The 22,028-nt window shown below is 68.9% G+C and carries 18 protein-coding genes; 7 read left to right on the top strand and 11 right to left on the bottom strand.

From position 1 onward, the window contains the following. Positions 1-18: 18 nt before the first annotated feature. Genes LAO51_08200 through LAO51_08160 form a run of 9 tightly spaced genes read right to left on the bottom strand, consistent with a single transcriptional unit; the run spans position 19 to position 9,598 of the window. The gene (locus LAO51_08200) at positions 19-3,801 is read right to left on the bottom strand and encodes an FAD-dependent oxidoreductase (protein ID MBZ5638724.1); all 3,783 of its coding nucleotides are present in this window, start codon (positions 3,799-3,801) and stop codon (positions 19-21) included. Positions 3,802-3,828: 27 nt separating this feature from the next. Next, entirely contained in the window at positions 3,829-5,595 is a 1,767-nt protein-coding gene (locus LAO51_08195; protein ID MBZ5638723.1) for an NADH-quinone oxidoreductase subunit NuoF, read from the bottom strand. Continuing rightward, complete coding sequence (gene nuoE, locus LAO51_08190; protein ID MBZ5638722.1) at positions 5,592-6,062, bottom strand: NADH-quinone oxidoreductase subunit NuoE; 471 nt, start codon at positions 6,060-6,062, stop codon at positions 5,592-5,594. Before nuoE ends, LAO51_08195 begins: the two co-directional genes overlap by 4 nt. A gap of 16 nt (positions 6,063-6,078) precedes the next feature. Continuing rightward, positions 6,079-6,480, bottom strand: coding sequence for a hypothetical protein (locus LAO51_08185; protein ID MBZ5638721.1), 402 nt, complete (start codon positions 6,478-6,480; stop codon positions 6,079-6,081). Then, positions 6,477-7,832 (bottom strand): 4Fe-4S dicluster domain-containing protein, encoded by a 1,356-nt coding sequence (locus LAO51_08180; GenBank protein ID MBZ5638720.1) that lies wholly within the window; start codon positions 7,830-7,832, stop codon positions 6,477-6,479. The genes LAO51_08185 and LAO51_08180 overlap by 4 nt, the downstream gene beginning before the upstream one ends. Positions 7,833-7,842: 10 nt before the next feature. Beyond that, the gene (locus tag LAO51_08175; protein MBZ5638719.1) at positions 7,843-8,289 is read right to left on the bottom strand and encodes an anti-sigma regulatory factor; all 447 of its coding nucleotides are present in this window, start codon (positions 8,287-8,289) and stop codon (positions 7,843-7,845) included. Positions 8,290-8,312: 23 nt separating this feature from the next. Continuing rightward, positions 8,313-8,663 (bottom strand): hypothetical protein, encoded by a 351-nt coding sequence (locus tag LAO51_08170; GenBank protein MBZ5638718.1) that lies wholly within the window; start codon positions 8,661-8,663, stop codon positions 8,313-8,315. A 40-nt stretch (positions 8,664-8,703) separates the two neighbouring features. Then, positions 8,704-9,033 carry a serine kinase gene (locus LAO51_08165; protein MBZ5638717.1) on the bottom strand — a complete coding sequence of 110 codons (330 nt, stop codon included), beginning with the start codon at positions 9,031-9,033 and terminating at the stop codon, positions 8,704-8,706. Between the two features lie 34 nt (positions 9,034-9,067). Beyond that, positions 9,068-9,598 carry a hypothetical protein gene (locus LAO51_08160; protein ID MBZ5638716.1) on the bottom strand — a complete coding sequence of 177 codons (531 nt, stop codon included), beginning with the start codon at positions 9,596-9,598 and terminating at the stop codon, positions 9,068-9,070. Positions 9,599-9,978: 380 nt separating this feature from the next. Here LAO51_08160 and LAO51_08155 point away from each other — a divergent pair, with 380 nt between their 5' ends. The 7 genes from LAO51_08155 (at position 9,979) to LAO51_08125 (ending at position 18,880) form a co-directional block, all read left to right on the top strand. Beyond that, positions 9,979-11,685 (top strand): hypothetical protein, encoded by a 1,707-nt coding sequence (locus tag LAO51_08155; GenBank protein ID MBZ5638715.1) that lies wholly within the window; start codon positions 9,979-9,981, stop codon positions 11,683-11,685. A 68-nt stretch (positions 11,686-11,753) separates the two neighbouring features. Beyond that, on the top strand, positions 11,754-13,829 hold the full coding sequence (fusA, locus tag LAO51_08150; GenBank protein MBZ5638714.1) for an elongation factor G: 2,076 nt from the start codon (positions 11,754-11,756) through the stop codon (positions 13,827-13,829). 65 nt (positions 13,830-13,894) lie between these two features. Next, positions 13,895-14,374 carry a universal stress protein gene (locus tag LAO51_08145; protein ID MBZ5638713.1) on the top strand — a complete coding sequence of 160 codons (480 nt, stop codon included), beginning with the start codon at positions 13,895-13,897 and terminating at the stop codon, positions 14,372-14,374. A gap of 94 nt (positions 14,375-14,468) precedes the next feature. Next, positions 14,469-14,909, top strand: a complete 441-nt coding sequence (locus LAO51_08140) for an Hsp20/alpha crystallin family protein (GenBank protein MBZ5638712.1) — start codon at positions 14,469-14,471, stop codon at positions 14,907-14,909. A 165-nt stretch (positions 14,910-15,074) separates the two neighbouring features. Continuing rightward, positions 15,075-17,534: an endopeptidase La gene (gene lon / locus LAO51_08135; protein ID MBZ5638711.1), complete on the top strand. Its 2,460-nt coding sequence runs from the start codon at positions 15,075-15,077 to the stop codon at positions 17,532-17,534. Positions 17,535-17,839: 305 nt separating this feature from the next. Beyond that, positions 17,840-18,043, top strand: a complete 204-nt coding sequence (locus LAO51_08130) for a cold-shock protein (GenBank protein MBZ5638710.1) — start codon at positions 17,840-17,842, stop codon at positions 18,041-18,043. Positions 18,044-18,193: 150 nt separating this feature from the next. Continuing rightward, a complete protein-coding gene (locus LAO51_08125; protein ID MBZ5638709.1) occupies positions 18,194-18,880 on the top strand; it encodes a thiamine diphosphokinase in 687 nt (228 codons plus the stop codon). Here the strand turns inward: LAO51_08125 and LAO51_08120 are convergent. Continuing rightward, positions 18,877-20,070, bottom strand: coding sequence for a Xaa-Pro peptidase family protein (locus LAO51_08120; GenBank protein ID MBZ5638708.1), 1,194 nt, complete (start codon positions 20,068-20,070; stop codon positions 18,877-18,879). The genes LAO51_08125 and LAO51_08120 overlap by 4 nt on opposite strands. Positions 20,071-20,095: 25 nt before the next feature. Then, positions 20,096-22,028 (bottom strand): carbon starvation protein A (locus LAO51_08115; GenBank protein ID MBZ5638707.1); only part of this gene is annotated, 1,933 nt, incomplete at its 5' end.

Here is a 22,028-nt window from a genome sequence, read left to right as displayed (position 1 = left end):
CGCGCCCGCGCGCTCCCGTCAGTCCGCGGCCACCGCCGCGCCGGCGCGGCGCGCCTCGTTCATCAGCCCGTCGAACCAGGCGTCGAAGCGGGACTCCATCCGGTCGAGGTGAACGGTGCGGGCGGGCGCCACCTCGACCGAGAGGTCGCGCGCGTCCGGCTCCACCCGGGCGAGCGGGAAACCCGAGAGGTCCCAGACGGAGCCCGCCTCCGGCTCGCCGATCGCGGCGTTCCGGTAGATCGGCGCGACCCTGCGGATCTCCTCCATGACGTCGCCGACGTCGGCGTACTTCATCTTGAACCGGTACCCCATCCTGCCGGCGAGCTGGGCGATCACCTGCCACGTCTCGAGGCCGGTCGCGGGCGGCACGGCGCGGGCGATCCGCTGGATCCGCCGCTCCGAGTTGGTGTACGTGCCGGAAGTCTCCGCCACGGTGCCGAGCGGCAGCACGACGTGAGCGGCCCTGGCGGTCTCGGTGAGGACGAGGTCGCCGACCACGAGGAAGTCCGTCGCGAGGAGGCCGGCCTTGAGGTCCTCGGGGAAGTCCGGGTCGCCCAGCGGGTCCTCGCCGAGCACGACGGCGACCTTGATCTTGCGCTCGCGGAGCCGCGCGGCGAGATCCGCCGGGGCGGTCTCGAGGTCCCGGAGCGCGACGCACCACTCCTTCTCGAGATCGTCCACGACGCTCTCGTCGCGGACCGACCGGTACCCCGGGAACCAGTCGGGGAAGCAGCCCATGTCCAGGAGCCCCTGCATGTTCGCCTTTTCGCGAAGCGAGAGGAGCGAGGCACCCAGGATCGAAGCGGCGGCGGCGTAGACCCGGCCGTCCCGCGCGGTCCGCGGGCCGCGGTAGTCCTTGTTGAAGATCAGGACCTTGAGGAGGCTCCGGCCGACGAGACGCGCCGCCTCCTTCACGAGCGCCGGATCCGCCCCCGTCCTCTCGAGGAGCCGGTCGCCGCCGAGCCCCGCCAGCGCCTCTTCGAGCCACGGCCGGTCCGTGGCCGCCGCTCCCGAGGCCGCCAGCACCTCCTGCACGATGCCCAGCAGGACGAGCGCCTCGGTTCCTGGCCGGCAGCGGATGAACACTTCGGCGAAGCGGGCGACCGGGTTGGCCTCCGGGTGGATGTAGACGAGCTTGCCGCCGCCGCGGATCGCGCGCTTGACGATCAGGTCGGCGACGAAATGCTCCTCGTCGAGTCGCGATCCGGCGAGGAGGATGACCTGGGCGTCGGCCACGTCGCGATAGGTCGCGGTCGAGACGACCTCCGGGCACTGAAGCTCGCGATTCACCAGGTGGGCGAGGGATCCGACGTCGTGGGTCCTGAGCGCCACCCTCGCCAGCTTCTGGGCGAGGTACGCCTCCTCGTTGGTGAAGCGCGGCGAGACGAACACCGCCATCTCGGATCCCGTGTACCGGCGCGACAGCTCTCTCAAGCGCATCGCCGCGTAGCCAATGGCGTCGTCGATCGGCGCGTCCTGCTGCACGCGGCCCGCCCTCACCTTGGCCTTGGCCAGCCGATCCTCCGCGTGGACGACGTCGTACCCGAACCGCCCCTTCTTGCAATGATTCCCGAAGGTGACCGGGGCGTCCTCGGAGGACGAGACCTTGACCACCGTGTCCCCGAACGTGTCGTACGCGATCCGGCAGCCGACGCCGCAGAACGAGCAGATCGACGGGACCTGCCGGGTCCGCCAGGGCCCCGGCTTCACCAGCGGGATCTTCTGCGCGATGGCGCCCGTGGGACAGGTCCCGATGCACAGACCGCAGGTCACGCAATCGGTCTCGAGGAGGGAGCCGCCCATGGCGGGGCGGACCACCGTGCTGAAGCCGCGCTGCAGGTACCCGTAGGCCGACACGCCGACCACCTCGGAGCAGATCCTCACGCACCGCCCGCACAGGATGCACTTGTTCGGGTCCAGCTCGATCAGGGGGTGGCTCGTGTCGACCTTGTGCTGCGTGGCCTCCCCGAGGAACCGGGAGATGTCGACGCCGTACTCCGTGGCGTAGCGCCTCAGGTCGCACTCGAACAGCGCCGTGCAGCCGCACTCGAGGCAGCGCCGGGCCTCCTTCTCGACGTCCTCGGGGGTGTAACCCTGCTCCACCTCCATGAATCCTCGGACCCGGTCCTCGACGGACAGCAGGGGCATCGGACGGCGCCGCGACGGCGCCGGGCTCCGCAGGTCGGCCACCGAGACCTTCGCGAACGTGTCCTTGCGGCTCACGAACTCCTTCGGCTCCGGCCGGGCCTTTCCGCCGGTGAGGTAAGCGTCGATCGCGTGGGCGGCCCTCCGGCCGGCGGCGATCGCCTCGATGGCGGTCGCGGCGCCGGTGACCACGTCGCCCCCCGCGAAGACGCCGTCGACGCTGGTCTCGCCGGTCCCTTCGTTCGTCTGGATCGTCTGCCACCGGGTGAGGTTCAGCACCTCGCCGAAGGGAAGGAAGTCGGGCACGCGTCCGTCGAGGAGCTCGGGGACCCGCGTGGCCTGCCCGATGGCGGACAGGATGAAATCGGCGTCCACGACGAACTCGGAGCCACGCACCGGCTTCGGGCTCCTCCTCCCGCTGGCGTCCGGCTCGCCGAGCTCCATCCTCAGGCACTCGAGGCCGCTGACCCGGCCGCCCGCGGTGATGACGCGGACCGGGGCCACCAGGAAGTCCATGTTCACGCCTTCCTGCTCGGCCTCGTGAATCTCGGCGGCGTTGGCGGGCATCTCGTTCCGGGTGCGGCGGTAGAGCAGGCGGACCTCCTTGACGCCGAGCCGCAGCACGGTGCGGGCGCAATCGATGGCGGTGTTGCCGCCGCCGATCACCAGCACTCGACCCCGGAGATCGATCTTGCGCCTCAGGCCGAAATTCTTGAGGAACTCGATGCCCGAGAGGACGCCCTCGGAGTCCTCCCCCTTGACCCGCATGTCCGAGCTCTTCCACGCGCCGAGGCCCAGGTACACCGCCTGGTGGCCGTCTCGCTTCAGGCTCTGGACCGTGAAGTCGCGGCCGAGGAGGGTGTTGGTCTTGAGACGCACGCCGAGGCTCAGGATCTGATTGATCTCGAGATCGAGAACGTCCTTCGGGAGCCGGTACTCGGGGATGCCGTAGCGGAGCATGCCGCCCGCCTCGGGCAGGGCCTCGAACAGGTTCACCTGGTACCCGCGGACCGCGAGGTAGTAGGCGCACGAAAGCCCGGCCGGCCCCGCTCCCACGACGGCGACCGACTTCCCGTTCAAAGGGGCCACCTCGGGGCGCCAAGCGTCGTCGCGGCCGAGGTCGAGGTCGGTGACGTACCGCTTGATCCAGTCGATGCCGACCGCCTCGTCCAGCAGGTTGCGTCGGCACCCCTTCACCTCGCACGGGCGGGTGCACACGCGTCCGCAGACCGACGGCAGGGGGTTCTTCTCCTTGATCAGCTGGACGGCGTCCCGGTGTTTCCCCAGCGCGGCGAGCGCGATGTACCCCTGGATGTCCACTTCCGCCGGGCAGGCGAGCTGGCACGGGCCGACGCAGTCGGCGTAATGGTTGGACAGCAGGAGCTCCAGGGCCGCCTTCCTGGACCTGCGGATCTCCGGGTCGTCGGTCTCGACGACCATTCCGGGACCGACCTTCGTGGAGCACGCCGGGAGGAGCGATCGGGCTCCCTTCACCTTCACCACGCAGAGAAAGCACGACGCGAACGGCTCGAGCCGGTCGTCGTGGCACAGGGTCGGGATCGTGCGGATCCCGTTCTCACGGGCGACGTCGAGGACGGTCCGGTTGCCGTCCGCGATGATCCGCTTCCCGTCGATCTCGAGCTTGACGAGGGCCATGGAGGTTCTCCGTCCGTTGCGCCGCGCTCAGTCCCTCTGGACCGCGCCGGCGCGGCAAACCTTGAAGCAGGCGGCGCAAGCGATGCACTCCGCTCCGTCGATCACGTGCCTCTGGAGCTTCTCGCCGCTGATCGCCCCGGTGGGGCACGCCTTGACGCAAAGCGTGCAGCCGGTGCAGTCGTCCGTGATGCTGTAGGTCAGGAGCTTCGAGCAGTGGTGGGCCGGGCACTTCCGGTTGCTGATGTGGGCCTCGTACTCCGACCGGAAGTACTTGAGCGTGGTGAGGACCGGGTTGGGGGCCGTCTGACCGAGCCCGCAGAGGGAGGTGTTCTTCACCCGGTGGGCGAGGTCCTCGAGCATCTCGATGTCGCCGTCCTTGCCCTCCCCCTCGGTGATGCGGGTCAGGACCTCGAGCATCCGCTTGCTCCCGATCCGGCAGAACGTGCATTTGCCGCAGGACTCGCGCTGGGTGAAATCGAGGAAGAAGCGCGCGACCTCGACCATGCAGGTACTGTCGTCCATCACCACGAGGCCGCCCGACCCCATGATCGCCCCCGTCTTGTTGATCGACTCGTAGTCGATCACGGTGTCCTGGAGCTCGGACGGGATGCAGCCACCCGACGGGCCGCCCATCTGCACCGCCTTGAACTTCCGCCCCTCCTTGATGCCGCCGCACACTCCGTAGACGATCTCCTTGATGGAGATCCCCATCGGGACCTCCACGAGGCCCCCGCGGCGGACCTTCCCCGCCATGGCGAAGACCTTGGTCCCCTTGCTGTTCGCGGTCCCGAGGGCGGCGAACGCCTGCGGGCCGTTCCCGACGATCCAAGGGACGTTGGCGAACGTCTCGACGTTGTTGATGTTGGTCGGGCAGTCCCAGAGCCCCTTCACGGCGGGGAAGGGCGGCCTCACCCTCGGCATCCCGCGGCGCCCCTCGATGGAGCCGATGAGCGCGGTCTCCTCGCCGCAGACGAACGCGCCGGCGCCTTCCTTGAGTTTCACGTGAAAGGAGAGGCCGGTGCCGAGGATGCCGTCGCCCAGGTAGCCATGCCGCTCGGCCTGCGCGATGGCGATGTTGAGCCGGCGGATCGCGAGAGGGTACTCCGCCCGGGCGTAGATGTAGCCGTCGCCGGCGCCGATGGCATGGGCCGCGATGGCCATCCCCTCCAGGACCGAATGAGGGTCCCCCTCGAGGACCGACCGGTCCATGAACGCGCCGGGATCCCCCTCGTCCGCGTTGCAGATCACGAACTTCCGCTCGCCCTTCGCGAGGCGAGTGAACCTCCATTTGAGGCCGGTGAGGAACCCGGCGCCGCCGCGCCCGCGCAGTCCGGACTCCACCATTTGCGAGATCAGCCCTTCGGGGTCGCCCGCGTCGAGCACCTTCCGGAGGGCCTGGTAGCCGCCGGCGGCCAGGTAGTCGTCGATCGCCTCCGGGTCGATGTTCCCGCAGTTCCTGAGGGCGATCCGGACCTGCTTCGCCAGGAAGTCCGACTCGGTTCCGGCGCCGTCGTCGGTCCAGACCAGCCACTCGTCCACCGGGTGGTGCTGGCCGAGATGCTCCTGCACGAGCCGGCTCACTCGGTCCGGGGTCACGCGGCCGTAGAGGTGGCGCCGCCCGGAGTCGTCCCGGATCTCCACGAGGGGCTCCTGGTAGCACATGCCGATGCAGCCGGTCCGGGCGACCGAGAGGCCGTCGCCACGAGCGCCGAGCGCCTGGCCCAGCGCGCGGTACGTCTCCTCGGCCCCGGCCGCGATGCCGCACGTCCCGAAGCCGACGATCACCTTGGTCATTTCTTCTCTCCGCTCTGGTACTTCCTCAGGACCTTCTTCACCCCGGAGGGCGTGAGGTTCGCGTGGGTGGTCTCGTCGATCATGATCACGGGGGCCAAGCTGCAGCAGCCGAGGCACGAGACGGTCTCGAGGGTGAACAGGTCGTCCTTCGTCGTCTCGCCGTTCTTGACCTCGAGCTGCGTCTCGATCTCCTCGGTGAGGTCCTTCGCCCCCGCGACGTGGCAGGCGGTGCCGTGGCACACCCGGAGGAGGTGCTTGCCGATCGGTTTGAAGCGGAACTGCGCGTAGAACGTCGCCACGCCGTAGATCTGCGTGAGCGGGACGCCGGTCTCGTCTCGGATGCGGAGCAGGCGCTCCTTCGTGAGGTACCCGTCTTCGGCCTGCGCCTTCTGGAGGAGAGGAATGAGCTTCCCCTCCTCGCCCACGTAGTGCATGTGCTTGAAGTCGTACTGCCGTTGGGTTTCCATGGACAGGGGCCTCCGCTCAATCGTGAGGCGTGTGGAGCATCCGATTGACCAGGCTGATCATCTCGTCGACGTCGCCGAATCCGCCCAGGGCGTGCCCCTTGCAGCCACGGCGCGAGCAGAACTCCAGGTAGCCGCCGGTCTTGAGGTTGAGCGACGCCATCGGCGCGCCGCACAGGCGGCACGGCGTATTGAGCATCAGGCTCATGTCGCACGTCGGGCAGCGGAACTCGGCGATCCCCCCGTCGGGAATCGCGAGGTCGGATTGGATGGAGTACTCGCCGAAGATGGCGCTCAGGAAGACGTCCCCGTCCTGGTTGGCTTCCTTGAGGTACCCTCCGAGGTGCACGTGGCGGCCCTCCGTCAGCAGATCGCCGCAGTTCGGGCAGGTCACTTCAAGCAGCAGCATGTCCTGACTCACGTTCCCTCCCCCGGGAGCGGCGGTCCCGACCGGCCGCTCCCCCTCTCCGCCCCGGACGGTGACGTCGCCTCCGCTCCCGGGGCGACGGGAGGGGGGGCAAGACGATCGAGCTTGACGAAGACGCAGTCGTCGGTCGCGGCGGCGCCGCGAAGCACGTCCTCCGCCAGCGCCTCGCAGGTGGGCGCGCCGCAGGCCGCGCAGTCCTTCCTCGGGAACGACGAAAGGAGGTGGTCCTTCTCCTGCTTGAGGCGCACCGCCTCCCTGAGGTCCCTCGACGGCGCCTTGACCGGCCGGGCCCGGACCTCCTCCTCGAGATCGAAGAAGTGGTCGCGAACGAGCGAGCGGACCTTCTCCTCCTGCACGGCCCCTCTCGCGCCGAGCCGGGACACCACCTCGCGGAGGGCCCGCTTGGCGGCGTAGCGCCCCTCGATGAGGAGCGGGCCGGAGACGCAGCCGTCGGGACAGATGTACGCTTCGATGAAGTCCACGCTGCGGAATTTCCCCGACTCGATCCGGTCGAACACGTACGTGACGTCCTGCACTCCGGAGAGCGTGAGCGTGTTCCCGCTGCGCATCATCGCGGTCTCGCCGCCGGCCACGGCCCAGTTCAGCCCCCTCGGGCTGAAATCGGAGCCGGCGGGGACCTCGGCCGCCTCTTCGATCGCCCGCCGGAGCGGGCCGTAGATCTCCGCCACCGAGAACGCGCCGTCGAGGTAGGACTCCTCGAGGCCGACCGGCCAGAGGATGGAGTGCATGATGGCCGAGCAGGGGGTGATGTAGAAGGCCCCGATGTCGCTTGCGGGGATGCCCTGCTCGACGGAGAGCTTCCTTCTCACGAGCTTCGCCGTCAGCTCGCGCGGGCTCTCGAACGGCAGAAGGTGCGGAACGAGGTCGGGGTACCGGAGCTGGATCAGCCGGATCACCCCGGGGCAGGTCACGGAGATCTTCGGCCAGGGCTCGCCGCACTCCGAGAGGTAGGTGTCCACGGCGCGGCCCACCATCTCGCACATCCAGGACATGTCGTGAACCCGGTCGAAGCCCAGAGTCAGAAGGGCCTCCGCGATCCTCGCGGGCTCGACGTCCCCGCCGAACTGGGAGAAGAGCGTGGTCGACGGAATGGCCACCGTGTACCGGAATCTCTTGAGGTCCGACGGCGACGAGGTCCGCGCGCTCACCGCATCGTGAGGGCATGCGCGGATGCACTCCCCGCAGTCGATGCAGCGCTCGCCGTCCACGACCACGCGCCCCTCGCGGACCCGGATCGCCTGGGTGGGACACGCCTTGCAGCAGGCGACGCACGCGACGCAGAGCGCGCGGTCGAATTCGACGGAGTGGACGATCGTGCCGCTCACGGCTCCTCGCTTACCCGAGACGGACGGCGTAGCGGAGCGTGGTCCCCGACCCGGGGACCGACTCGATCTCGAACTGGTCGGCGTTCCTGCGGATGTTCGGCAAGCCCATGCCGGCGCCGAATCCCCGCGCCCGCATCTCGGCGGTGGCGGTGGAGTACCCCTCCTGCATCGCCATCCCGATGTCGGGGATCCCCGGCCCACGATCCGCCACGACCACCCGCACCTCGTCGCGCGTCACGGTGAGGTCCAGCGCCGCCGCGTCGGCGTACATGATCACGTTCATCTCGGCCTCGAAGTTCGCGATGCTCAATCGGCGGACGAGGGCTCCGTCGATGCCCAGCTCCTTCAGGACGCTTTTCACCCGCGTCGCGACGTCCCCGCCGTGCTCGAAGTCGTTCCCCAAGATCGCGAACGACTCGCGGTAGAGGGCCTCATCCCGCGGGTCGGAGTTGACCATTTGCAAACGCCGTTCCCGCTCCGTCAGCTCTTGGAGCCGCCGCGGAGCCCTCGCGCGGCGAGGGCCGCGCACGCGTCGAACATGTGGAGCGGCGTCGAGAGCACCGGGAGGTTCCGCTCCCGGGCCAGGTCGAGGACCTGCTGCGGTGGGCGCTTCCTGTGCACGAAAACGATCCCGGCCAACTCCGCGACGTCGGCGGTGTGAACCGACTGGATCCCCGAAAGGCCCGTGATCAGGAGCGCGTGCGGCTTCGAGAAGGCCAGCACGTCGCTCATCAGGTCGGCCGCGAAGCACTCGGTCACGACCTCGTCCAGCCGGTGTCCGCCGCTGATCACCTCGCATCCCAAGAGGTCCCGGATCTCGGCGAGCCGCAGTCCCGCGGACATGGAGGTCGGGTCGGACGTCATCCGGGGCTCAGCGGAGTCCCGCCTCGAACAGCATGCTGGCGACCTGCCAGCTGTTCAGGTCGGTGAGCAGGACCGTGATGCCGGCCTTTTCCGCCAGGGCGACCATGTCGTCCGCCGGCTTCCGGCCCCGGGTCAGGATGATCCCGGTAACGTCCACCAGGTTCGCCGCGGCGATCACGTTGTTGTGGACCTGGACCGTGACCAGCACGTTGCCGGGCTTCGCGTTGGCGATCACGTCGCTGACCATGTCCGAGATGTACACCCCGGTCACCGGCTTGTCGGCCACCGTGTTGAGCGCCTTGAGCTGGAGCTTCTCGGCAAGGTCCTTGAGGGTCATCGTCGCACTCTCCTTAGTTTAAGCCCGGCCGGGGCTACTCCATCGCCGTGAGGCCGAGGTCGACCATGATGTGCCCGTTTGAGAACTCCCGGTACAGGCCGAAGCGGTCCGGGAGGATCAGGATCTTCTTCTCCCGGTCCCGCAGCCGTTCGTTGAAATAGCGGTTCAGGATCCGGAGCTTCTCGACCGTCAGGCCACCGCGCACCCCTTCGGCGGCTTCCCCGGTCACGGCGACGTAGATCGAGACCTTGTGCTCTTGGGCGAGGTCGCCGATCTCCCAGACCTCGGTGCCCTTGGGACAGCTTCCGTAGAAAGCGAGACCGAGCAGCTCGTCGAACGGGGCCACCTCGCCGGTGCGCGTGTCCCGGATCGAAAACCGGAGCGACTGGGCCGTGGCGGTGTGCTTCCAGATCCGGTTCCCCTCGCGGTACTCCTCGACCGGCGCGACGGGATCGGACGAGAAATAAGCTCGCATCGCCTTGCTCTGGACCTCGTGCTCGACGACGATGTAGCCGGGCCGCACGTTCACCATCTCGTACCGGTAGGCGGAGCGCTCCGCTTCCATGGCGTCGTTCTCCTCTGCAAGACCCCGGCCGGGCAGCGGAATCCTCTGCCGGGTCTCGAATCGCGCGTGTCGTGATCGTTTACCATAGCAACACGCGGCGAGAGAGTAAAGGCGCGACGCGCCGCTTCAAGTCGGACGGAAACAGTCCGAATTCGGTCGATGCGAGGACGGTGTGCGGAAGTGCGCTTCCGGACCTGCCGATTGCGCCGCATGACCCAGCGCCGCCTCGATCGGGAGGACCACCGTCCGGTTCCGGCCCGCGATGCGACGACCTCCACCGGGGCCGGAGGCCACCGCGACCCCCCGCGCCCGGGGGACTCGGGACCGGATGCTAGAATGTCCGGCGACGCGGCGACCGCCGCCGCGGGAGGCTCGTGTCGGTGGCCGAACCGATCTGGTCGTTCGAGGAGCTCGCCCGGTTCGCCAAGTGGGAGGACCCGGAGGTCCGCTACTGGGCGATCGACCGCCTCATCCGCCACTTTCCCGAGACCTGCTGCGACGTCGTGCAAGGCTTCGTCCTCGACGATCACGACGCGACGCCGACCATGGTGGCGCGCCACCTCGGCGAGCACGGCACGGCCAAGCACCACAACATCCTGCTCCGCGGCTTCCGCCTGCTGCGCGGCGCGACTCCCGGCCACTGTCTCACGGCGCTGGCCCGGCTCGGGTACCCCAACACCGTAGACCTCGCCGCCTCCGCCTTGCAGCGAGGCGACATGACCGAGCCCGCGCTCGGCATCATCGTCGAGGCACTGGCCGATCTGGGGAGCCCCGACGCGCGGGAGCTCGTGCGCGAGTTCGTGGCCAAGAAGGTGGAGCTGCTGGCGGATCCGGCGGCCCTCCGCGGCGTGCTCAAGATCGTGGAGGCGCGCGAGATCCCCGACGTGCTGGCCCGGTTCCTCACCGCGCTCCAATGGCGCGGCGCGCACAGGGCGGGGGAGGGGTTCCGCACGCTCCTCGAGACCCTGGAGATCGACGACGCCGGATGGTGTTTCAGGACCGGCCCTTCCGGGCGCATCGAGCTCAGGAAGACCATCAAGGCGGTGGAGTCCGGCTACGACTGCGACATCCTCGCGGCGATGGGGGAGGCGACCATCAAGCAGATCGCCCACCGTTTCCGGGCGGGCGACCTCGGCGAGATCGTCCGCTCCATCGCCGAGTGGACGCGGGGCGCGGCCCAGAGGCTCCCCCGCGACCCCGAGGACGATCTGCCGGAGCGGATCGCCGCCGCGGTCGGGGCGTTCACCACCTCCGCGATGCTCGACGACGTGGAGCGTCTCGGCCACCAATTCCAGCAATGGGTCCTCGGCTTCCAGCTCTCCGCGGCGTTCGCGCTCGCCCGCTACCGAAACATGGGACTCGCCCTCCGCCGGGCCCGGGGGGACCTGGACCGGCTCTTGACCCTCGCCGAGGTCGAGACCGCCTTCGTGCTTCCCGACCTGCCTCCCGCGATCGCGGTCCTGTGCAAGGAGCGCGAGGAGGAGGGGAGGAAAGCGCAGGACTGGTGCCTCAGGATGCTCGAGTCCCAAGGGCCGTTCTTCCCGAAGGTCGTGGCGCTCGAGACGCTGGGCGAGCTGCGGGCCGTCCATTTCATCCCCGAGGTGATGGAATACCTCTCCGACGAGAACTCTTACGTCTACGGTGCGGCCGAGAGGGCGCTCGCGATGATGGGCGAGGCGATCGTCGCTCCGGCCCGCGCCCGGATCGAGTCGGGCGGGGCGGACGCCGACGCGGCCCACAGCCTCCTGGTACTGCTGTGCGATCTGGGGACGCGGTCGGCCTACGAGGCGGTCACCTCGAACCTGTCGTGGTTCATGGAAGAGGTGGGCGCCGGCAGCACCGCGGAGTGGGTGAGCCTGTTCGGCACCGAGGAGCTCATCGATCCCCTGCGCGATTGGCTCGACGAGGATCCCGCGGTGGTCGGCCAGGGCCTGCTCCTTCTCGGCGCGATTCACAACGTGAGGATTCCCGAGGAGGACGAGATCCTCCGAGCCATCGAGGATGAAAGGGCCCGCCAGGTCGGCGAGCCGGAAGACGACGGCTCACCGGGCGACCCGGAGGACTCGGGCGGCAACTACGTGATGTGAATGCGCGGGACCGTCCCGGGTGGCGCGAGTGCCTCCCGCCGGGCCCGCGGGAAACCGGATCGGCGGGGATGGCATCCGTACCTCCTGAACGCGTTCGCAACATCGGGATCGTCGCGCACATCGACGCGGGCAAGACGACCACCACCGAGCGCTTCCTCTTCTACACGGGGCGCAGCCACAGGATCGGCGAGGTTCACGACGGCGAGGCCGTGATGGACTTCCGCGTGGACGAGCGGGACCGCGGGATCACGATCTCCGACGCCGCGACCACCTTCATCTGGAAGGATCACCAGATCAACCTGATCGACACGCCGGGGCACGTCGACTTCACGGCCGAAGTCGAGAGGGCCCTAAGGGTGCTCGACGGCGCGGTGGTGATCTTCGACGGGGTCGAGGGGGTCGAGCCGCAGTCCGAGACCGTCTGGCACCAGGCGGACCGGTACGAGGTTCCACGCATCGCGTTCGTCAACAAGATGGATCGCGTGGGTGCCGATTTCGACGCGGCCGTGCGGTCCCTCAGGGAGCGCCTGCACGCCCACGCGGTTCCGATCCAGTTCCCGGACGGCTCCGCGGAGACGTTCGCCGGGATCGTGGATCTGCCGGATCGCGCGTATCTCACCTTCGATCCGGGGTCCCAGGGGCGGGACGTGATCGTCAGCGCGATCCCAGGTCGGCTCGCAGCGGAGGCCGAGCGCCGGCGCGCCCTCATGGTCGAGGCTCTCGCGGAGGTGCACGACGGTCTGGCGGAGCGATACCTCCGGGACGAGGAGATCTCCGCGGACGCGTTCCGTTCGGCCCTGCGGGAAGCGACGCTGGCGCACCGGGCGGTTCCGGTCGTCTGCGGCGCGGCCCTGAGGAACTCGGGGATCCAGCCGGTGCTCGACGCGGTGTGCGCCTTCCTGCCGGCGCCGGGGGACATGCCCCCGATCGAGGGGACGAGCCCGTCGGACGGGAGGCCGATACGGAGGGAGCCGCGGCTCGACGCGCCGTTCGCCGCGCTGGTATTCAAGGTGGTCGCGGCGACGTCCGCGGACCTGTACTACCTCCGCGTCTACTCGGGACGCTTAAGCTCCGGCGAACGGACCACGAATCCGCGCACCGGCGAGAAGGAACGACTCCGCCGGATCCTGCGAATGCACGCCGACCGGGGGGAGCCGGTGGAGGAGATCGAGGCGGGCGACATCGTCGCGGTGGCCGGGCTCCACCGGACGGTGACCGGCGACACCCTCTGCGACGAGGCGTTCCCGGTCCTCCTCGAGCCGATCCGGTTCCCGGAGGCGGTCGTCTCCGTCGCGGTGGAGCCAAGGACCACCACCGACCGCGACCGATTCGCCGAGGTGCTCGCGCGCATGCAGCGGGAGGACCCGACGCTGCGCTCGTCGGTGGACCCCGACACGGGCCAGACGCTGCTGTCGGGCATGGGCGAGCTGCACCTGGACGTGGTGCTGGGGCGGATGCTGCGTGATTTCGGCGTGAACGCCGTGTACGGGAAGCCGAGGGTCTCCTACCGGGAGACCGCCCGCGTCGCCGCGAAGGCCGCGGCGGAGTACCGGCGCCAGGTGGCGGGGGAGAACCTGTTCGCGAGGATCGAGCTGGGCATCGAGCCGGCACCCGGGGTCCCGCCGTCGGTGGAGGTGCTGGACCGCCTCCGCCAGGGAACGCTGCCCCAGGCGTATCTGCCGTCGATCCTGGAGTCGGTCAGGAACGCGGCGGAGGGGGGCGGGCTCTACGGTTACCCGGTCACGGCGATCCGCGTCGTGCTCCTCGACGCCGCCTACGACGACGTCGGACAGCCTGAGATCGCCCTGAACTCGGCGACGAGCATGGCGCTCCGGGAGGCGCTGCGCGTCGCGGGATCCCAGGTCCTTGAGCCCTACGGCCGGCTGGAGATCCGGGTCCCCGAGGAGTACCTCGGCGGCGTCGTGAAGACCCTGAACCAGCGCCGCGCCGTGGTCGAGGAGACGCGCTTCACGCGCGGGAACATCCTGGTCCGCGGCGTCGTGCCCATCGGGGAGATGTTCGGCTATCTCACCGTCCTGCGATCGCAGACCCAGGGACGCGGCTCGTTCTCGCTGGAGCCGCTGGACTACCGCCCGGTTCCCGACAGCCTCGTCGCTCTCCATCACGACCGGCTCTACGGATAGGGCCGATCGGGTCGCGGGAAGGCGGCCCGCGGACTCGTGGCAGCGGCCGGGGCGCGGAGGCGGCCTTGAGCGACTTCGAGACCCTCGTCGTCACCACCGACTTCTCCGAAAGCTCCCGTCGCGCCTTCGCGCCGGCGATGGCGATCGCGCGCAAGTTCTCCTCCACCGTCGTCGTCGTGCACGTCGTGGAGGACCGGCTGCCGGCATTCGTCGACGAGTTCGCCGCGATCCCGGTCGAGGAGATCCTCGACTCGCAGGCGCGGCGCGCGGCGCAGGAGCTCCAGCAGTTCGTGAAGCCCTACGAGGGGTCGGGTGTCCCACTCGAGCGCGTCGTGCTCCGCGGGACCCCTCACCTCGAGATCGCCCGGCTCGCCGCCGAGCGCAAGGCGGCGCTCGTCGCGATGTCCACCCACGGCCGGGGCTTCATCTCCCACGCGCTGTTCGGCTCCACGACGGAGCGCGTGGTCCGGCGCGCGCCCTGCCCGGTGCTGACCGTCCGCGGTCCGGAGCCCAAGGAGCGCGGCGGCGACGCCGGCCCGGCTTGACAGCCGCGGGGGTGGGTCTTAACTGAGCGATCTCCGAGAGGCCCGGGTCGAGACGGGCCTCGAGGATCAACGAGATGGCAAGGAGGTAACGACGATGGCGATCGTAAGGTGGGATCCGTGGCGAGATCTGTTGAGCATGCAGGATCGGGTGAACCGCATGCTCGCCGATGCCCCGGCTCGGTGGGGCAGCGACGAAGATTTCGGTGCGTGGGCTCCGCCCGTGGACATCTTCGAGAAGGGTGACTCCCTCGTGATCCGGGCGGAGATGCCCGGCGTCGATCGGAACGACATCGACGTACGGATCGAGAACGGGGTTCTGATGCTCAAGGGCGAGCGCAAGCACGAGGAGGACGTTCAGGAGAGGAACGCGTACCGGATGGAGCGGAGCTACGGCTCGTTCACCAGGAGCTTCGGCCTTCCGACCACCGTGGACGCGTCGAAGATCTCCGCTCACCTCAAGGACGGAGTGCTCGAGCTGATGCTGCCCAAGGCCGAGGAAGCGAAGCCGAAGAGGGTGACCATCCAGACGGCGTGAAAGCCAACGACGGCGGGAATCGCCCCGGGGCGCCGCGATGGCGGCCCCCGGGGCGGTCGTGTCTTGCACACCGGTCCGAGGGTTGCGGCAGCGCCCCGCCGGACCGAGAATGAGACCCGTTGGAGGCGATCGTGCCGCGGGGGGCCGCGGCGAGGCAAGGAGACCATGGACGCCATACTCATTCCCAGCGAGATCGGGGTCCTCCCGCTCCGTAACAGCGTGCTGTTCCCGCACGCGATCATGCCGATCTCCGTCGGCCGCCGGAAGACGCTCAACCTGCTGGACGACGTGGCGCGCGACGGGAAGCTCATCGGCGTCGTCTCCCAGCGGAACCCGGCCGACGACGACCCGGACCCGGCGGCGATGTTCCGGGTGGGGACCGCGGCGCGGATCCTCAAGATCGTCCGGCTCAACGGGAACAACGTCAATCTGATCATCCAGGGGCTCAAGCGAATCCGCGTCGACCGGTTCGTCGCCACGGAGCCCTTCGTCAAGGCCTCGGTCACCGCGCTGGAGGACGTCTTCGAGCCCGGCGTCGAGTTCGACGCGCTGGTCCGCAGCCTCATCAACCAGTTCCAGCAACTCGTGCAGGCGTCGCCCAACATCTCGAACGACCTGGGGGAGATGGTGCTGTCCGCGGGGTCGTCCGACCCGGCGCGCCTCAGCGATCTCGCAGCCTCCGTGCTGAACGTCAACGTCGAGGAGAAGATCGGTCTCCTCGAGCGGAACAACGTGCGGGACCGCGTCCAGAAACTCATGGAGATCATCACGCGGGAGCTCGAGCTTCAGGAGATCTCCAGCCGGATCCAGTCCCAGGTCGCCGACGAGGTGGGTAAGACTCAGAAGCAGTACTACCTTCGGGAGCAGATGAAGGCGATCCAGAAGGAGCTGGGCGAGGAGGACGAGCGCACCGCGGAGATGGAGGAGCTCCGGAAGAAGATCGATGCCGCGGGGATGCCGGACGAGCCGCGAAAGGCGGCGGAGAAGGAACTGGAGCGACTCTCGAAGATGCCGCCCCAGGCGGCGGAATACACCGTCTCCCGCACCTACCTCGATTGGCTCGTCTCGCTCCCCTGGTCCGTCGAGACCGAGGACAAGCTGGACGTCGTCGAGGCGAAGAGGATCCTCGACGAGGACCACTACGATCTGGAGAAGATCAAGGACCGGATCCTCGAGTACCTGGCAGTCCGCTCGCTGAAGAAAGACCTGAAGGGACAGATCCTGTGCTTCGCCGGCCCGCCCGGCGTCGGAAAGACCTCCCTCGGGAAGTCGATCGCCAGGGCCATGGGACGCAAATTCATCCGGATCTCCCTCGGTGGCATCCGCGACGAGGCCGAGATCCGCGGGCACCGTCGGACCTACATCGGGTCCCTGCCCGGGCGGATCATCCAGGGGATCAAGCGGGCGGGGACGCGCAATCCCGTGTTCATGCTCGACGAGATCGACAAGGTGGGCACCGACTTCAGGGGCGACCCGTCGTCCGCCCTCCTCGAGGTGCTGGACCCGGAGCAGAACAACGCGTTCTCCGACCACTACCTCGAAGTACCGTACGATCTCAGCAAGGTGTTCTTCATCACCACGGCGAACGTCCTCGACACGATCCCGCCGGCGCTACGAGACCGGATGGAGGTCCTGCGCCTGCCCGGCTACACCGAGGAGGAGAAGCTGGAGATCGCCAAAGGGCACCTGGTCCCGCGTCAGCTCGACGAGCACGGTCTCACCTCGGAGATTCTGGAGATCGCCGACGACGGGATCCGGATGCTGATCAACAGCTACACCCGAGAGGCCGGTGTGCGGAACCTCGACCGAGAGGTGGCGAACATCTGCCGGAAGATCGCGCGCCGCCTGGTCGAGGGGAAGAAGGATCGGTTCGTCGCGACGCCGGACCAGATCGTGGACCTGCTCGGCCCGGTCCGGTTCTTCAGGGAGATCGCGGAGCGAAGCGACCGCAGCGGTGTTGCGGTCGGCCTGGCCTGGACCCAGGTCGGAGGTGAGATTCTGTTCGTCGAGTCCACGCGGATGCGCGGAAAGGGGAAGGTGACCATCACGGGACGGCTGGGCGACGTCATGCGCGAGTCCGCCCTGGCCGCGCTGTCCTGGATCCGCAGCAGCGCCAAGGAGCTCCGGATCGACGAGGGGATATTCGACCACAGCGATTTTCACATCCACGTGCCGGCAGGGGCGATCCCGAAGGATGGTCCGTCCGCGGGCGTCACGCTCACCACGTCGCTCGTGTCGCTCCTGACGGGATTGCCGGTCCCCACCGACCTGGCCATGACCGGGGAGATCACTCTCCGGGGCAAGGTGCTGCCCGTGGGAGGCATCAAGGAGAAGGTGATCGCCGCGAAGTCCGCGGGCATCCGACGGGTCGTGCTGCCGGACAAGAACGAGAAGGACCTGATCGACGTGGCCGAGCCCGTCAAACAGGCGTTGTCCTTCCAGTTCGTCAGCGAGATCGAGCAGGTTCTCGATCTCGCGTTCGGCCCCGCACTGCGCGATCGCCCGGTGCCGGGATCGGCGGAGCCGGACCGGCCGGCTCGCGCCGGGGAGGATGGGCCACCCGAAGTCGAGCCGGAATCGGATTCCGCGACGCTGGTGGAGACCCGCCGAGGCTCCCGACGATGATGGTCGCGTCGCCGGGGGACGTCCCTGCCGGTCCGCCCCCGCCGTGACGCTGGACGCCGCCCGCTAGGCCGCGTCGGACCGCTTCAGGACGCCGAACAGGGCTTGCGGGCTCACACTTCAGGCTCTAGAATCCTCGATGGCTCGTCGCGGAATGGGCGGGGTGTCGATCGACAGCGCACCTGGGAGCGACCGACCTCCTGTGGTGATTCATGGTGATGCCCCGTTCGGGTCGGGGCGTGCCCGGGGCGCCGGAAGTTCCGTGTCCCGACCAGGGGTACAGCGCTAAGGGCAAGGAGGTTTCGATCGTGGCCAGAGGAAAGGTGAAGTGGTTCAACAACACGAAGGGATACGGTTTCATCGCCCGCGAGGACGGCCCTGACGTCTTCGTCCACTACTCCGCGATCCGAGCCGAGGGCTACAGAACCCTCGATGAAGGTCAGGAAGTCGAGTTCGAGATCAAGGAAGGTCCCAAGGGGCCGCAAGCCGAGAACGTGATGCCGGTCGCCTGAGGCACCGGTTCGAGAGGACTCACGACGACCCCGGAGGCGGAAGCCTTCGGGGTTTTTTTCGACGGGCGATGCCAGCTGAATTCGCCCAAGGTTCCGCTTGATTCGCCGCGGGCCGAGCGGTATCTAAGAACGATGGGAGCGCGACTCGGGATGGACCGCATCGGCGAGCGACCGCAGATCGAAATGCGCGGACTCCGGCGTCGAGGGGGGGTACTGGGAGCCGTGCTGGTGCTTCACGGAGCACGCAGGGCGGAGCTGCGACGGGCGTGTGCCCTCGCCGGCACGCTATCGGACGGCTGCCTTCTGGTGGCGGTGGACGGCGGGCTCAGGACCTGCAGGGCCGCGGCCCGCAAGCCGGACCTCTTCGTCGGCGACCTGGACTCGACCTCCCGCTCGCCACGTGGCGTGACGTCGGTGGTCTACGACCGGGACAAAGCGTTCAGCGACCTGGCCGGCGCGCTGCGGGAGCTGAGGACCCGGCGCGTCCAGGTCGTCACGGTTGCCGGGCTGCTCGGCGGACGTCTCGATCACGAATGGACGAATCTTCTCGATCTCGCGGCGGCCTCGGATGCTTTCGCCGGAATCCTGGCCCCCACCGACCGGGCCACCGTTCTCGTGACGAGGCGCGGGTGCCGGGCCGCCACGGTCCGCGGGCGGACGGTCTCGCTCCTCGCGGTCGGCGGCCCGGCGACGGTGACCCTTCGTGGTACGCGCTGGACGTTGAGGCGAAGGAGGATCCGGCCCGGATCGCTCGGTCTCAGCAACGTGACCGGGACCTCGTTGAGCCTCGCCGTCCACTCGGGGGCGGTGGCGCTGGTGTTCCCGGCGGGGCGCTAGCGGATCACGTACAGGTCGTCCTGCGGGCGGCTCAGGAAGACGCAGCCGCGATCGGTCACGGCCACGATCTCCTCGCAGGTCGCGATGCCGTGCCCCTCGATCGGCAACCGCGGCTCGATGGTGTAGCACTGCCCCGCCTCCACCCGAAGGTCGGGAAGGGTGCCGTACCGCTCCCACCGCGGGCAGAGCAGCCCCGCTCCGTCGTGAGCGTCGCGTCCGATCTGATGACCCAGCGCGTGCGGGAACTCCGGATACCCGCGGCCGGTGATGTACGACCGAGCGACGGTGTCGATCTCCTCTCCGGTGCGTCCGGGCTCGAGGGCACGAGCGGCTTCGCGAATCGCCTCGACGATCGTATCGAAGCCCTTCCGCACCGCCTCGGGAGCTCCGGCTTCACCGGGCTTGAGGAAGTACCAGGTCCGCTGCAGGTCCGAGCAGTAGCCGTCCCTTCTGACGCCGAAGTCCACGTTCATCACGTGGCCCGGCTCGATCGGCCGGTCCGTCGGTCCCGCGTGGGCCCCGGCCGACTCGGGTCCCGTGAAGACCGCGGGACAGTGCTCCACGTCCCAGGCAGGCTCGACACCGTCGATCCTCGACATCTCCTCGCGGATCATCTCCGCGACCCGCTTCTCCGTGAGCCCGGCGCGGAGGCGCGGCGTGAGGCGGTCGAAGATCTCCACCGTGGCGTCGCAGGCGGCGCGGATCCTCGCCTGTTCGGTGGTCGATTTCCGCCCGCGCAGCGCGGAGACGATCCGCTCCGACGAGTCGAGCCGCGATGCGTATGGGGTCCCCTCCAGGGCCTTCAGCAGGATCAGGTACATCCCGTGGGTCAGGCCGTCCGCCATCAGGTCGTTCACCGAGTAGTTGACCGCGATCCTCCGCGGATCGAGCCGGCCGAGGACCTGCCGGAGGTTCTCGGTGATCCCGCCGACGTAGGGGACGATCTCCGGGTAGTGGCCGTGCATCTTGAGGTTCGCGGCGTCGAGGCTTCCGACGATCGCGATCCGCTCGCCGGACGCGCCGAGGAGGAACGCCGAGGGCCACGTCACGTTGCTCCCGACGACCAGATCGAAGCACGGATCGGGGAGCGTGTGGGTCTCGCGCGCGAACAGGAGCCATGCGTCGAACCTGGTCTCCTCGAGAATTGCCGGCACCTGCTCCAGCTTCTCGGCCACCATCGGATCGCTCATGGCATCTCCTTCCAGAATTCGAGGTTCAGCAACACCGGTGCCTGCCCGCCTCCGCCGGGACGTCCCCGAATACCGAACGCCCCTCGCCCGCCGGGGGCGGAGCATCCCGCTCCACGTCGATCCGGCCGAGGAGCACCAGGACCCACTGGCGCGACGCGGAGAGCACGACCGTGAGCACCAGGACCAGGAACGCCGCGGCCATCGCGGCGTCGAGACGCGCGTTGAACGCGGCGGCCGCGCCGACTCCCGGCGACGCCGCCAGGGCCAGGAAGCCGATGCGCGGGTCGGGGTGGAAGATCTTCTGAATCCCGGCCGTCAACGTCACCGAGAGGAGGAACCCAAGCGGCACCAGCGGCACCCAGGCGTACCGCACCCTCCCGGTCCTCACGAAGATAGTCGCCGCGATGGTCAGGGCGGTGGCGGCGAGGAGCTGATTCGCGATGCCGAACAACGGCCAGAGGATCCACACGCCGCCGTTCGGGTCCACGACCCCCGCGTGAAGGAAGTACCCCCACGCTGCCACGAATGCGGTGCTGGTCGCGACGTTCGCCCCCCAGCCCGAGCCCCCGAGACCCGGCAGGAGGCGATGGAGCGCGTCCTGGAGGAGGTAACGTCCGACCCGCGTGCCGGCATCCAGGGTCGTGAGGATGAACAGCGCCTCGAACATGATCGCGAAATGGTACCAGAGCCCCGCGAACCTCGGCCCGCCGAGAAACCTCCGGAAGATCTCCGCCATCCCCACGGCGAGGCAGGGGGCCCCGCCGGTCCGCCCGAGAACCGACTTCTCGCCGACGCGATCGGCCAGCTGCTGCATTTCCGCCGACGTGACGGGGAATCCCTGCTCGGCGATCCACTCGACGCTCTTTTTCGAGTTGACGGCGAAGTACTGGCCCGGTGGGAGCGACGCCGCGGCGACGAGGGCCATGATGGCCACGAGGCTCTCGAGGAGCATCCCGCCGTAGCCGATCATCCGGGCGTCGGTCTCGCGCTTCAGGAGCTTTGGCGTGGTGCCGCTGGCGATCAGGGCATGGAATCCCGAAATCGCCCCGCACGCGATGGTGATGAAGCAGAAGGGAAAGATCTTCCCACCGAAGATCGGCCCGCTTCCGTCGGCGTACCGGGAGACCGCCGGCATGTGGAGATCGGGACGCACCCAGAGGATCCCGGCCGCGAGCAGCAGCACCGTGCCGAGTTTCACGAACGTGGAGAGATAGTCCCGCGGGGCCAGGAGGAGCCAGACCGGCAGAACCGACGCCGCCAGACCGTAGAGGATCACCGCCCAGGCCAGCGGCAGCCGGCCCAGCGTGAACGCCGGCCCGAGGGTGGGATGGAGCGAGACCCACCTTCCTCCGACCAGGGCGAGCACGAGGAGCGCGACGCCGATCCCGGTTGCGACGAGCACCTGTCGTCCGTGGCCGCCGCGCATGACCACTCCCATCACGAGCGCGATCGGGATGGTCGCACCGACGGTAAAGACCCCCCAGGGCGACTCGGCGAGCGCGTTCACCACCACGAGGCCGAGCACCGCGATCAGGATCACCATGATGAGCAGGATCCCGATCGTTCCGGCGATGGCGCCCCACCGGCCCAGGTAGTCGTGCGCGAGCTTGGCCAGCGAGCGGCCGTCCCGTCTCAGGCTCGCCACGAGGATCACGAAGTCCTGGACGGCGCCGCCCATCACCACGCCGGCGAGGATCCAGATCGCGCCCGGAAGGTAACCGAACTGCGCCGCGAGGATCGGTCCCACCAGAGGGCCCGGCCCGGCGATGGCGGCGAAATGGTGGCCGAACACGACCCACCGGTGGGTCGGAACGAAATCGCGGCCGTCGGCGATGCGCACGGCCGGCGTCATCCGCTCGTCGCTCAGGGCGAGGACGCGCGCGGCGACGAATTTCGAGTAGAAGCGGTAGCCGATGGCGAACGTGCACACCGCCGCGATCACGAGATAGGCGGCCGAC

It is taken from the genome of Terriglobia bacterium (genome assembly GCA_020073205.1).
Classification (GTDB): domain Bacteria; phylum Acidobacteriota; class Polarisedimenticolia; order Polarisedimenticolales; family JAIQFR01; genus JAIQFR01.
The sequence above is the reverse complement of the archived record's forward strand: the minus strand, read 5'-3'. Positions and strand labels throughout refer to the sequence as shown.

Excerpts from the sequence above, each read along its gene's own strand:
- LAO51_08200 (MBZ5638724.1), bottom strand. The coding sequence starts at position 3,801 with ATGGCCCTCGTCAAGCTCGAGATCGACGGGAAGCGGATCATCGCGGAC.
- LAO51_08195 (MBZ5638723.1), bottom strand. The coding sequence starts at position 5,595 with ATGACCAAGGTGATCGTCGGCTTCGGGACGTGCGGCATCGCGGCCGGG.
- nuoE (MBZ5638722.1), bottom strand. The coding sequence starts at position 6,062 with ATGGAAACCCAACGGCAGTACGACTTCAAGCACATGCACTACGTGGGC.
- LAO51_08175 (MBZ5638719.1), bottom strand. The coding sequence starts at position 8,289 with ATGGTCAACTCCGACCCGCGGGATGAGGCCCTCTACCGCGAGTCGTTC.
- LAO51_08165 (MBZ5638717.1), bottom strand. The coding sequence starts at position 9,033 with ATGACCCTCAAGGACCTTGCCGAGAAGCTCCAGCTCAAGGCGCTCAAC.
- LAO51_08160 (MBZ5638716.1), bottom strand. The coding sequence starts at position 9,598 with ATGGAAGCGGAGCGCTCCGCCTACCGGTACGAGATGGTGAACGTGCGG.
- fusA (MBZ5638714.1), top strand. The coding sequence starts at position 11,754 with ATGGCATCCGTACCTCCTGAACGCGTTCGCAACATCGGGATCGTCGCG.
- LAO51_08140 (MBZ5638712.1), top strand. The coding sequence starts at position 14,469 with ATGGCGATCGTAAGGTGGGATCCGTGGCGAGATCTGTTGAGCATGCAG.
- lon (MBZ5638711.1), top strand. The coding sequence starts at position 15,075 with ATGGACGCCATACTCATTCCCAGCGAGATCGGGGTCCTCCCGCTCCGT.
- LAO51_08125 (MBZ5638709.1), top strand. The coding sequence starts at position 18,194 with ATGGACCGCATCGGCGAGCGACCGCAGATCGAAATGCGCGGACTCCGG.
- LAO51_08120 (MBZ5638708.1), bottom strand. The coding sequence starts at position 20,070 with ATGAGCGATCCGATGGTGGCCGAGAAGCTGGAGCAGGTGCCGGCAATT.